Origin of the sequence: Pseudodonghicola sp. (assembly GCF_048268305.1) — a bacterium.
In the GTDB taxonomy this organism is placed as follows: domain Bacteria; phylum Pseudomonadota; class Alphaproteobacteria; order Rhodobacterales; family Rhodobacteraceae; genus Pseudodonghicola.
In genome coordinates, this window is the sequence record NZ_JBLWVT010000007.1 from 313436 (window position 1) to 325342 (window position 11907).

The following is an 11907-nucleotide window of genomic DNA, read 5'->3' on the forward strand; positions in this document are numbered from 1 at the left end:
CGGGTGATCCGCTCTGTGGTCCGGTCCCGTGGCTTTGACGCCGCAGGACCGGCTGCCGGGGCAGGGGTCGCTCCAGGTTCCCGCCGGCCGGAGGCCGGCGCCTGACAATTCCGACGAATTTTATCAGGTTCTGAGCGAGCCCCCGTCTGCGCGGGGATGCCCGTGTTTCAGGATCGCGAAAGCGCCAGGATTGCCCACCATGCCCCCGTGGCCGGTGCGGCAGGCTCTTCCGGGATCAATCGCCGACTGAAAGGACTTCGGAATGAAACGTCTCGCCCTGACTGCCGTGCTGTTCGGCTCGGTCGCAGCCGTGCCGGCGCTGGCCGCCGACAAGGCCGCCGTGCTGGATACCTATGTGAACATCGCCGCTGCCGCCTATGGTGACAGCGCCGCGACGGCCAAGCGGCTGCAGGTGGCGGTCGACGCGCTGATCGCCAACCCGTCGCCCGAGGCTCTGGAGGCCGCCAGGGCCGCCTGGAAACAGGCGCGGGTACCCTATCAGCAGACCGAGGTCTTCCGCTTCGGCAACCCGATCGTCGACGAATGGGAAGGCAAGGTGAACGGCTGGCCGCTGGACGAGGGGCTGATCGACTATGTTGATCCCTCCTATGGCGACAGCGATGAGAACCCGCTCGCCAAGCTGAACGTGATCGCCAATCCGAAACCCATGGTTGCCGGCAAAGAGGTGGATGCCACCCATATCACGCCCGAGCTGCTGGAAGGCACCCTGCAGGAGGCCGAGGGGATCGAGACCAATATCGCCACCGGCTATCACGCCATCGAATTCATGCTCTGGGGGCAGGATTTGAATGGCACCGGACCCGGCGCCGGCAACCGGCCCTGGACCGATTACGCCAAGGGCGACGCCTGCACCCATGACAATTGCGACCGTCGCGGCGAATACCTGAAGGCGGCGACCGATCTGTTGGTCAGCGACCTGGACTGGATGGCGGCGCAATGGGTCGAAGGCGGCGAGGCGCGCGCCAATGTGCTGAAGGACGAGAATGCCGGCATCGTCGCCATTCTGACCGGCATGGGCAGCCTGTCCTATGGTGAGCAGGCGGGTGAGCGGATGCGGCTGGGCCTGATGCTGAACGACCCGGAAGAAGAGCATGATTGCTTTTCGGACAATACCTATAACAGCCACTTCTATGACGGTATCGGCATCCGTAACGTCTATCTGGGCCGGTATGTCGGCGCTGACGGCACCGTGGTGTCCGGCCCCTCGCTCGCTGACCTCGTGGCCGAGGCAAACCCGGAGCTTGATGCCGAGATGAAGGGCAAGCTGGCGACCACCGTCAACGCGCTGCTCGATATCAAGATCGCGGCAGAGGCCGGCTTTGCCTATGACCAGATGCTGGCGCGGGGCAATACCGCCGGCGCGGCTCTGATCATGGGCGGGGTCAACGGGCTGATCGACCAGACCAAGACGATCGAACGCATCGTCGCCGCGTTGAATGTCGACAAGCTGGAGTTCGAAGGCTCCGACAGCCTCGACAACCCCTCGGCCGTCTTCCAGTAAGCGCCAGATGACATCCTGAATTTCCAGCGGAGCCCTTCGGGGCTCCGCTGTTGTGCCGAGCCAGTCCGCGCCATTGCCGCGCGACCGCCAGGCGCCCTCTCCTCCAAGAAAGAAGATCATGAAGAAACAACTGACTGTCGCGCTGGTCTCCAGCGCGCCGCTGCTGCTTTTGTCGCCTGTCGCCCAGGCGCAGGAAACCAGTCGCCTGTCCCTGGGTGGCTCGCTCGAGATCGGCAACGACCAGGTGATCCATTCCGACGACTCCAGCCGCGAGATCCGCGACACCTATGCCACCGGCGAGATCAACGCGCGCTTCGCCCTGACCAACCGTGTCGCGCTGTTCGGTGGGCTGACCTGGGAGTCGGTGGTCGATCCGACCGAGAACCGTGCCTTCAAGCAGATGGGGCTCTACGCGCATGAGCTGGGGGTCGAATTCGATCTCGGGCCGGTGGTGGTTCAGGCCGGCAAGGTGCATCCGATCTGGGGGGTGGCCTGGGATGTGGCCGCCGGCTTCTACGGCACGACCATCGCCGAGGACTATGAGCTGTCCGAACAGATCGGTGTCCTGGTCGATGTCGATCTGGGTGGGGCCGGGGCGCTGTCCTATGGGCTGTTCTATGCCGACGACACGGTGCTCAGCAAATCGCTGGGCTACAACCGCGGGCGCAATTCGTCGAATGACGGCGGCGCCGGCAATACCGGCAAGCTGAACAACGTCGCCCTGCAATGGTCGAAGGAATGGGACGACACCTATGTTCACGCCGGCATTCGCTATCTGAGCGCGGGCACTGGCGACGTGAAGGATGAAAAGGGCTATCTGCTCGGGATCGGCCATTCCTTCGCTGGCGGCATCGACGTTCTGGCCGAGGTCGCGGCCTTCGATGGCTACGGCGGCACCGCCGATGACGCCACCTATGCGACGTTGAACGCGGCCTATGCGATCGGCAACTGGACGCTGTCGGGAACCTTCGCCAGCCGCGACATCGACAGCGAGGGGCACACCAATCTGACCTCGGTCGGGGCGGAGTATACCTTTGCCAACGGGTTCGTCCTGGGCGGCGCGCTGGCCTATGTGGATGAGGCCGGCACCAAGGATACCGCGCTGGGGGTCAACCTGGTGATTCCCTTCGGCGCCTGAGCTTGAGCCGCTCGGGTCAGCCGATAGCCGTTCGAGGTCGCGCCATCGGCGCGGCCTCACGCAAATCTGAACGAATATCTGATAGAAAGCATCGGAAAATACTGGCGGGCCCGCTAAAAGCTGACTAATAAGCTAGGAAATATCGCCGCTCCCAGTCAGAAGGTCGCCGCATGATCGTTTGCCACTGCATGAACATCAGTGACTCCGACATTCACGCCGCGGTGGACTGGATGCGGGCGGCCGACCCCGACACGCTGATCACCCCGCGCAAGGTCTATCGCGCCCTGGGCAAGTCGGCGGATTGCGGCGGCTGCATGCCGCTGTTCCTCGAAACCATGCGGAAGAATTCCAATTTGCAAATTCCCATCCTCGCGCGCAGTCTCGACCGCGTGCATCTAACAGAAGTGAATGGACGGGAGTAAGGCGATGAAGGGCGACGTCAAGGTTATCGAATACCTCAACAAATCCCTGCGGCATGAATTGACGGCGGTCAGCCAGTATTGGCTGCATTACCGTCTGCAAGAGGATTGGGGGCTGGGCGCCATGGCCTCCAAGAGCCGCGAGGAAAGCATTGAGGAGATGCAGCATGCCGACAAGCTGATCGCGCGGATCATCTTCCTTGAAGGTCACCCGAACCTGCAAAAACTCGATCCCCTGCGGATCGGCCAGACTCCGAAAGAGACGCTGGAATGCGATCTCGCCGCCGAGGTCGACGCCCGCGCGCTTTATGCCGAGGCGCGCGCCTATTGCGACAAGGTTGGCGATTTCGTGTCGATGAAGCTGTTCGACGAACTGCTGGCCGATGAAGAGGGGCATATCGACTTCCTCGAAACCCAACTGGACCTCTATGACCGCCTTGGCGCCGAAAAATACGCGCAGCTCAACGCCTCGAAGATGGACGCGGGCGAATAAGCCCGCGCTCGCGCTGGCGCTCGCCCTGATCGCGGGCGCCGGTTCCGCTCAAGAGGCGGCCTTGAACGAGCCGCATCTGACCCCCTTGCCACGCAGTGCCGAGGAGACCGCGCGGATCGCGGCGGCCTTGCGCCCGACCACGGATTTCTCCGCGCCGGAGGCTTTCGAGGCGCGCCCGGGCGGCGCCGCGACGGTGTTTCGCGCCGACCGGGACACCTTCCTGCAGCCCTCCGCCAATCTTGACCAGACGCGGGGGCTGGACTTCCGCCTGGGGCACGGGATCTTCGAAAAGCTCTGGGTGTCCTCGCCCTCCTCGACCAAGGCCTCGGACGGGCTGGGCCCCCTCTACAACGCGCGCTCCTGCCTGAGCTGCCATCCCCGCGACGGCCGTGGCCATGCGCCGGCGGCAGGCGAACAGGCGCTGTCGCTGGTCCTGCATGTTGCCCGCCCGACGGGGGCGGAGGCCGGCGCGATGGCCGGGATCGCCGGGTATCACCCCACCGGGCCCGATCCGGTCTATGGCCGGCAGATGCAGAACCGCGCCGTGGTGGGGCTGAAGCCGGAATACCGGCTGACCGTCAGCTATGACGAGATCGAGATCCCCCTTGAAGGTGGCGAGATCGCCCGCCTCAGGGCGCCGCAGTATCACCTGGATGATCTGGCCCATGGTCCGCTGGCCACGGGCAGCGCCGTCAGCCCGAGGGTGGCGCCGGCGATGATCGGTCTGGGGCTGCTCGAGGCGATCCCGGCGGAGGATATCCTGGCCGGCGCCGATCCCGACGACGCCAATGGCGATGGCGTCTCGGGCCGGGCCAATATCGTCTGGTCGACGCTCTATCAGCGCCCGATGCTGGGCCGCTTCGGTCTCAAGGCCGGCCAGCCGACGGTCGAGGATCAGAGCGCCCGGGCCTTCTCCGACGATATCGGCATCTCGACCCCGCTCTATCCGGCGCCCTGGGGGGACTGCACCGAGGCTGAGCCCGCCTGTCGCACCGCGCCACATGGCGATGGCGATGCCCGGGTGTTCGAGGCCGACGCCAAGGCGCTTGATGTGTTGGTCTATTACGCCCGCAACCTCGCCGTGCCGGCGCGGCGCGATGTCGATGATCCGCGGGTGCTGCGCGGCAAACAGGTGTTTTACGACATCGGCTGCCCTGCCTGCCACCGGCCGAAATTCGTCACCCATCGGCTGCAAGACCAGCCGGAACAGAGTTTTCAACTGATCTGGCCCTATTCCGACCTGCTGCTGCACGACATGGGGCCGGGGCTTGCCGACGATCTGGTCGAAGGCCGCGCCTCCGGGGCGGAGTGGCGCACCGCCCCGCTCTGGGCTATAGGTCTGGCACGGGTGGTCGATCCGCGTGCCGGTTACCTGCATGACGGGCGGGCGCGCAGCCTTCTCGAGGCGATCCTCTGGCACGGGGGCGAGGCGCAGCCCCAGCGCGAACGGGTGATCGGCCTGCCGCCCGACGATCGCGCCGCCCTGATCCGGTTTCTGGAGAGCCTTTGAATGCGATATCTCATCCCTGCCGCCGTCACCCTGTTCACTGCGCTCGCCGCTCCGGTGGCGCAGGCCGGGCCGAAGACCGAGGCGATCCTCGATCAACTGGTGCTGCCGGGCATGAGCACCCTGGCCGCGCGCACCGCCGATCTCGACGCCGCCGCCCAGGCCGATTGCGCCGCCGACAGCGCGCCGCTGCGCGCGGCCTATAATCAGGCCTTCGATGCCTGGATCGACGTCAGCCATCTGCGCTTCGGCCCGGCCGAGGCCGAGACGCGCGGTTTCGCGCTGGCCTTCTGGCCCGATAGCCGCGGCATGATCCCGAAGACGCTTGACGGGCTGATCGCCCAGCAGGATCCGGTGGTCGACACGCCCGATGGCTTTGCCACCGTTTCGGTCGCCGGTCGCGGGTTCTATGCGATGGAATACCTGCTCTACGATACCGATCTCGCCACCCCCGAGACCGCCGATTACCGCTGCCGGCTGGTCCGGGCCCAGGCCGCCGACATTGCCCGCACCTCTGCGGCGCTCGAGGCCGACTGGCGCGAACGCTATGCCGATCTGATGCGCAACCCGGGGCCCGACAGCCCGTATAAGACCGACGACGAGGTCTTGCAGGAATTCTTCAAGGCCGTGGTCACCGATCTGGAAGTCGACGCCGATCTGCGGCTGGGCCGGCCGATGGGCAAGATCGACGCGCCGCGCCCGACCCGGGCCGAGGCCTGGCGGTCGGGCCGGTCGCTACGGCATGTGGTGCTGTCGCTGACCGCGCTGCGCCGGCTCTCCGACCTGCTGGACGAGGGCGATGCAGAGGTTGCGGGCCGGATCGACAAGGACTTCGACTATGCCCTCAGCCGGGCCGACAAGCTGACCGACGATCCGGTCTTTGCCGGGGTGGCGACGCCGCAGGGGAGGATCCGGATAGAGACCTTGCAGGACGCGATCCGCACCATCCGGACCGACGTCAACCAATACATGGGCCCGATGCTGGGGGCGGCGGCGGGCTTCAACTCTCTGGATGGGGATTGATCATGACCTCGCGGCGTGGATTTCTGGCGGGCCTGATGGCCAGCGGGCTGGCCCCGGCGGTCACCTGGGCCGAGGTGGGGGCCCCCGATTACCTTTCGGCGGCGCAGGCGCCGGACGGCTCCTATTGCCTGCTGGGGCTGGGCGCCGATGGCACGATCCGCTTCCGTCAGCCGATCCCCGGACGCGGCCATGCCGCCGCCGCCCATCCGCATCGGGCCGAGGCGGTGGGCTTTGCCCGCCGGCCCGGCACCTTCGCCTTCGTCATCGACTGCGCCGCCGGCACCACAAGGGCCGAGCTTGAGGCGCCCGAGGGACGGCATTTCTATGGCCATGGGGTGTTTTCCCGCGAGGGCGATCTGCTGTTCACGGTCGAGAACGATTTTGACGCCGCGCGCGGGGTGATCGGGGTCTGGGACGTGGCGTCGAACTATACCCGGGTGGGCGAGTTCGATTCAAACGGGGTCGGCCCGCATGAGCTGCGGCTGATGCCCGACGGCAAGACGCTGGTGGTGGCCAACGGCGGGATCGAAACCCATCCCGACAGCGGCCGGAGCAAGCTGAACATCCCCTTCATGAAACCGAACCTGAGCTATCTCAGGCTCGACGGCAGCCTGCTGGAGGCGGTGGAACTGGATCCCGAACTACACAAGAACTCGATCCGCCATATCGACGTGCGCGCCGACGGGCTGGTGGGCTTTGCCATGCAGTGGCAAGGCGGGCAGGGCGATCAGCCACCGATTTTGGGCGTGCATCGCCGGGGTGAGGCGCCGCGGCTGCAACTGTTCGGAACCGAGCCCGAGGTCGCGGCGCAGATGAACGGCTATGGCGGCAGCGTCGCCTTTTCCGGCGACGGGCGCTATCTCGCGGTCTCCTCGCCGCTTGGCGCGCGGGTGCAGGTCTTTGATGCCGAAACCGGGGCATTGGCGCAGATTCTGCCGATGGAGGATGTCTGCGGTCTGGGCGCGCGGTCCGACGGCTTTCTGGCCTCCGCCGGCACCGGGCGGATGATCATGTTCGAGGCCGACGGCCCGCATGATCTGGGCCAGTCGGATGTGCGCTGGGACAATCACCTGGTGCCGCTGAGCCGCATCTAAGATATGGCCTGATCGCCGGCGCGATCGGGCGGGGCAGGGGGCAGCCGCAGCTCTGCCCTGAGGCCGGCGCCGGTGTTCTCCAGATGCAGGCCACCGCCAGCGGCCTCGGCGAAATCGCTGGCGATGGCGAGCCCCAGCCCGCTGCCGCCCTGATCGAGCCGCGCGCCCCGCGCGGTGAGGGCGGTGAGCTGCCCCTGGGCGATGCCCGGCCCGTCGTCGGTGAGGCTGAGGTGGATCAGCCCGTCGCCGGCCATCGCGGCGGCGATCGTCACCTGGTCGCGGGCATGGCGCGCCGCGTTCTCGGCCAGCGCACCGAAGGCTTCGGCCAGATCGCCCTCCTCCATCGCCGCGACCAGCCCCGGTGCGATCCGGCTCTGCCAGTCGAGGCCGCTGCCTTCGGGGGTGCGGCGCAGCACGGCGATGACGCCACGCACCACCTGTCCGACATCGGCGCGGGCATCGCGGGCACGGGCGGCGGCGCGGGTGCGGGCGAGTTCACGGTCGACATGGCGTTGCAGCACGCGGGCGATGGTTTCGATCCCCGCCGCGCTTTGTGCCTCACCGGCGCGGCGCAGCCGGCCGGCCTCGCCCATCAGCGCCTGCAGCGGCGTCTTCATCCCATGCGCCAGATCGCCGGCACGGGCGCGGGCGCGGTCGATATCCGCCTCGCGCGCCGTGATCAAAGCGTCGATCTCGGTGGCGAGCGGGCGAACCTCCTTTGGCCAGTCCTCTCCCATCCGCCGCGCGGTTCCCTGCCTCAGCGCGGTGACCCGGACCCCCAGTTCGCGCAGCGGTTTCAGCCCGACCATCACCTGCGCCCCGCCGGCGGCGATCAACACCAGCGCCAGCAGCGCCAGATAGGGCAGCATGTCGGCCAGGAAATCCTGCCGCGCCGCCTCGAGCGAGCCGGCCTCGACCGCGACAGAGGCCTGGATGCGATCGCCACCAAGGCTTTGCGGCAATTGCACCTGCCGTTCGACCACCAGGAGCGGCGCCCCGTCAGGGCCGGGCAGATGATGGCTGTGGGTCAGCCCGTCGCCCAGATCATCCATCTGCGGCAACCGGTAATCCCAGAGCGAGCGAGAGCGCAGCACCCGGTCGCCGTCGACGATCTGCCAATAGAGCCCGCCATAGGGCTGGCCGAACCGCGGATCGGCGGGTTCGCGCGCCAGCGTCAACGCGCCATCCTTGCGCGCCAGCCCCGCCAGCACCTGATCGAGCTGCATGGAGAGTTCCGCCTGCGCCCGGCGCTCCACATGGGTGCCGAAGAGAAGCGACAGGCCGAGCGCGGCCAGCCCCAGTGCCAGGACCACCGCCAGCGCGCCGGCCAGCACCAGCCGCAGACGCAGCGACAGGTGGCGCAGCGGGTGCCTCATGCGTCACCTTCCAGGAAATAGCCAAAGCCGCGCCGGGTGCCGATCACCCCCTTGCCCAGCTTGCGGCGCAACCGCGCCACCACCGCCTCGAGCGCATTGGCCTCGCGCGCGTCATCGTCCCCATAGAGGTGCTCCAGCAGTTCCGAGGGCGATACCACCCGGTCGCGGTTCAGTGCCAGATAGGACAGCAGCCGGTATTCCAGCGCGGTGACCGGCACCGTTTGGCCCGCCAGCGTTACCGTCATCCGGTTGGTGTCGAGGCTGAGCGCCCCGGCCTGCTGCACCGCCGCGGGGTGCCCCACGGCGCGGCGGATCAGGCCGCGGGCCCGGGCCACCAGCTCCTCCATCCGGAACGGTTTCGGCAGGTAATCGTCAGCGCCGGCCTCGATCCCGGCGACCCGCTCCTGCCAGGTGCCGCGCGCGGTCAGGATCAGCACCGGCACCGCCTGGCCGCCGGCGCGCCAGCGTTTCAGCACGCTCAACCCGTCGAGCCCCGGCAGCCCGAGGTCGAGCACGATCAGGTCATAGTCCTCGGTATCGCCGCGAAACCAGGCTTGTTCGCCGTCGCCGCAGATCTCGGTCAGGAACCCGGCGCCGCCAAGCGCCGCGGCCAGATCGGCGGCGATCCTCGGGTCGTCCTCGACCACCAGCGCGCGCATCAGTCGTCCCGGCCCGGATGGGCGCCGATCTCGGCTCCGGTGGCGGCGTCCAGCTCCAGTTCGATCATGCGGCCGTCGGGGGTGATCATCTCAAGCTCATAGATATAGAGACCTTCGTGATATTCGAATTCCACCCCGATCAGCCGCCCGTCACCAACCCGGTCGCGGGCGATGGCCAGAATATCGGTCAGCGGCAGGATTTGCCCCCGCTCCAGCGCGCTGCGGGCGCGGTCATGGTCATCGGCGTCCGCCAGCACGGGCAGGGCGAGCGCGATCAGCAGGGGCAGCGACAGCAGGCGTTTCATCATCCGCATTCTTTAGCCTTCCGGCGCTGACGGCAAGCTGACATCGCGCTGTCAGCGGGATGTCAGGCGCGAGAGCGCAGAAGGGGCTTAGTTCGAAACAGAGAGCCGGAGACCCGAGGAATGAGATCTGTCGCCGATTTGTCCGCCGCGCCCAGTGCCGCAGGCGGATGCCTTATGCCTGACCATGCGGGGCCTTCCCTGCCCGAGCGGAGGGGTTGACGATGACACAGACCGAAAAGCCGCAGATCAAGGTCTGGGATCCGCTGGTCCGGATCGGCCATCTGGTGCTGATCGTCGGATTCGCCGTGGCCTATCTGACCGAAGGCGAGCCAGAGTGGCTGCACACCTTCGCGGGCTATGCCATCGCGGTGACCGTGGCGATCCGCATTCTCTGGGGCGTTGTCGGGCCGCGTCGGGCGCGGTTCACCGATTTCGTCACCGGCCCCTTCCGCGCGTTCGATTACCTGCGGGCGCTGATCGCCGGCCGCTCGCCGCGCTATGTCGGCCACAGCCCGGCCGGCGGGGTCATGGTGGTGGCGCTGCTTGCCTCGCTGGCGGTGACGGCCTTTGCCGGCATGGCCACGCTCGCCTCGGAAGACGGGCGCGGGCCGCTGGCCGGGATCATCCAGCAACTGCCGCAGGAGGAGACCAAGGCCGAGAGCGCCGGGCATGAAGAGGGAGAAGAGGGCGAGGAAAACCCCTGGAAAGAAGTGCATGGGTTCTTCGCCAATCTCACCCTGGTTCTGGTGCTCTTCCACCTCGGCGGGGTGGCGCTGGCGAGCTATCGGCATCGCGAGAATCTGCCGCGGTCGATGGTCACGGGATACAAGCGCGCCGAGTGATCGGCGCTTTGTGCGACAAGGCGGTTCCGTTCCCCCTCTGCCGCGGAACCGCCGCCTGCGGAGCGGGGTGCGGCACGCCGCCCTCGCTCCCTTTTTCTTGATGTTTTGGCTGAGGAATGGGCGGCAAGTCGCTGCAATCGGGCGAAAAGCCTGATGTCAGCGCTGCGCGATCACATCTGAAATGTCGGGGAAAACCAGTGGTAGCCCGTAGGGGAGTCGAACCCCTCTTTTCAGGTTGAAAACCTGACGTCCTAACCGATAGACGAACGGGCCACGCTGTGGTGAGCGCCTCTCTATGCAACTCTGAAACCGGGCGCAAGAGGGGAAGTGAAGAAATTTTACGCCTGCATCCTGACTTGTGTCTGGAGCGGGCGGAACCGGCTGGTCGCGGATCGTGTTAGCGGTGAAGCCGACCAGCTGGAACGCGGCCTTGAAAGGGCTGCGCCCCTCTTTCTACTCGCAAGGCATGGCAGAACAGATCGGAACCCGCGTCGAAATTGACGCCCCGTTCGCAACCGGACCCATCGTCAACGCGATTGAATGACCTTCGAACTCGGGCGGCATGGCCTGTCGGCCTGATGGGCGTTCGTTCTTCGGGATTGTTCCGAACGGCTTTGCCCCGGCGCTTCACTGCGTCGGGGCTTTTTCGTTACAGTCTTAATTATTTCGGCGAGCTACTTCGTGGCCCGCCCCATTCTCCAAATCGCCACTGTCCCTTTAATGCGGCTTACGATGATAGTCATGTCTGTATCCGGGAAGTAATATGCATCGTGAAGATTCAGGTCAGCCGCCGATTTCGTGAATCTACCAAGCTTCGAAACAAAGAGATTTTCGTTCCATGGTGTTCCAATTTCTACATTCAACATGACCCACTTTTGGGAATCATTCTTCCTATCTGTGTCGTCTTTGCTTGCGCCTGAACCTGCAAGCGCGACGCTATCCTGACCCGAGATTTCTTCTTTGATCTTCTTTGCTGCCGCAGGACCAGATTCCGCACCCCATCTTGGATAGAACGTCACTTCGGCGAAGTAGGCGCCACGGGGCAAATTTTCACTTGATCCATCAATCTCTATGATTTGCTCCGGTGTGTTAAGCGTCACTCTTCTCGATGCACCAATATAGGTGTCGGTTGGCTTCTGGTCTTTGATGGACACACTTGCCATAACGTCAACGGGCAAGGGGATGGTCGTTTGGACTTTTAGCAAAACTTTGTAGGCGGATATCGCGGTTGCTTCGACGGAAATTTCGTATGCCTCAACTTGGGGCGTGGGTACCTCTTCAACTGTTTTAGTTCCGGATTCGTCTTTCTTGCTGAATGCGAAAGCCAATGCTGCGATGATCACCACCGCCGCCAGAAGTAAGATGCCCTTTTTCATACCGTCGCCTTTCGCCGATTTTCTTAGAGTCAGGACCCATTGATTTCGGGTTGAGGGCATGATTCACGGCTCGAAAACGAGCGGTGAACATGTCTGATCTTTTCTGGTTGAGCGACGCGCAGATGGCGCGCCTTGAGCCATTCTTCCCCAAGT

12 protein-coding genes and 1 tRNA gene are annotated in these 11907 nt (G+C 65.5%); 8 read left to right on the forward strand and 5 right to left on the reverse strand.

Annotated elements, in window-relative coordinates; genetic code table 11:
* The first annotated feature begins 262 nt into the window (after positions 1-262).
* The 7 genes from ACN0V4_RS15220 to ACN0V4_RS15250 all read left to right on the forward strand — a co-directional run bounded on the left by ACN0V4_RS15220 (position 263) and on the right by ACN0V4_RS15250 (position 7196).
* Positions 263-1522, forward strand: coding sequence for an imelysin family protein (locus tag ACN0V4_RS15220; protein ID WP_417677573.1), 1260 nt, complete (start codon positions 263-265; stop codon positions 1520-1522).
* Positions 1523-1640: 118 nt separating this feature from the next.
* A complete protein-coding gene (locus ACN0V4_RS15225) occupies positions 1641-2660 on the forward strand; it encodes a hypothetical protein (RefSeq protein WP_417677575.1) in 1020 nt (339 codons plus the stop codon).
* A 170-nt stretch (positions 2661-2830) separates the two neighbouring features.
* Positions 2831-3082, forward strand: coding sequence for a (2Fe-2S)-binding protein (locus tag ACN0V4_RS15230; protein ID WP_417677577.1), 252 nt, complete (start codon positions 2831-2833; stop codon positions 3080-3082).
* A gap of 4 nt (positions 3083-3086) precedes the next feature.
* Complete coding sequence (gene bfr / locus ACN0V4_RS15235) at positions 3087-3572, forward strand: bacterioferritin (RefSeq protein ID WP_417677607.1); 486 nt, start codon at positions 3087-3089, stop codon at positions 3570-3572.
* A complete protein-coding gene (locus ACN0V4_RS15240; protein ID WP_417677579.1) occupies positions 3508-5082 on the forward strand; it encodes a di-heme oxidoredictase family protein in 1575 nt (524 codons plus the stop codon). Before bfr ends, ACN0V4_RS15240 begins: the two co-directional genes overlap by 65 nt.
* The gene (locus tag ACN0V4_RS15245) at positions 5083-6102 is read left to right on the forward strand and encodes an imelysin family protein (protein ID WP_417677581.1); all 1020 of its coding nucleotides are present in this window, start codon (positions 5083-5085) and stop codon (positions 6100-6102) included.
* Between the two features lie 2 nt (positions 6103-6104).
* Positions 6105-7196, forward strand: coding sequence for a DUF1513 domain-containing protein (locus tag ACN0V4_RS15250; RefSeq protein WP_417677583.1), 1092 nt, complete (start codon positions 6105-6107; stop codon positions 7194-7196).
* On the opposite strand, the gene ACN0V4_RS15255 is transcribed toward ACN0V4_RS15250, so the two are convergent.
* Genes ACN0V4_RS15255 through ACN0V4_RS15265 form a run of 3 tightly spaced genes read right to left on the reverse strand, consistent with a single transcriptional unit; the run spans position 7193 to position 9536 of the window.
* The gene (locus ACN0V4_RS15255) at positions 7193-8572 is read right to left on the reverse strand and encodes a sensor histidine kinase (protein ID WP_417677585.1); all 1380 of its coding nucleotides are present in this window, start codon (positions 8570-8572) and stop codon (positions 7193-7195) included. The genes ACN0V4_RS15250 and ACN0V4_RS15255 overlap by 4 nt on opposite strands.
* Positions 8569-9231, reverse strand: a complete 663-nt coding sequence (locus ACN0V4_RS15260) for a response regulator transcription factor (protein WP_417677587.1) — start codon at positions 9229-9231, stop codon at positions 8569-8571. Before ACN0V4_RS15260 ends, ACN0V4_RS15255 begins: the two co-directional genes overlap by 4 nt.
* Complete coding sequence (locus tag ACN0V4_RS15265; protein ID WP_417677589.1) at positions 9231-9536, reverse strand: PepSY domain-containing protein; 306 nt, start codon at positions 9534-9536, stop codon at positions 9231-9233. The genes ACN0V4_RS15260 and ACN0V4_RS15265 overlap by 1 nt, the downstream gene beginning before the upstream one ends.
* Before the next feature lie 221 nt (positions 9537-9757).
* Here ACN0V4_RS15265 and ACN0V4_RS15270 point away from each other — a divergent pair, with 221 nt between their 5' ends.
* The gene (locus tag ACN0V4_RS15270; protein ID WP_417677591.1) at positions 9758-10378 is read left to right on the forward strand and encodes a cytochrome b/b6 domain-containing protein; all 621 of its coding nucleotides are present in this window, start codon (positions 9758-9760) and stop codon (positions 10376-10378) included.
* A 198-nt stretch (positions 10379-10576) separates the two neighbouring features.
* Here the strand turns inward: ACN0V4_RS15270 and ACN0V4_RS15275 are convergent.
* Together ACN0V4_RS15275 and ACN0V4_RS15280 are read right to left on the reverse strand one after the other, a co-directional pair.
* A tRNA-Glu gene (locus ACN0V4_RS15275) sits at positions 10577-10651 on the reverse strand.
* A 401-nt stretch (positions 10652-11052) separates the two neighbouring features.
* Positions 11053-11754, reverse strand: coding sequence for a hypothetical protein (locus ACN0V4_RS15280; RefSeq protein WP_417677593.1), 702 nt, complete (start codon positions 11752-11754; stop codon positions 11053-11055).
* Positions 11755-11907: the final 153 nt, after the last annotated feature.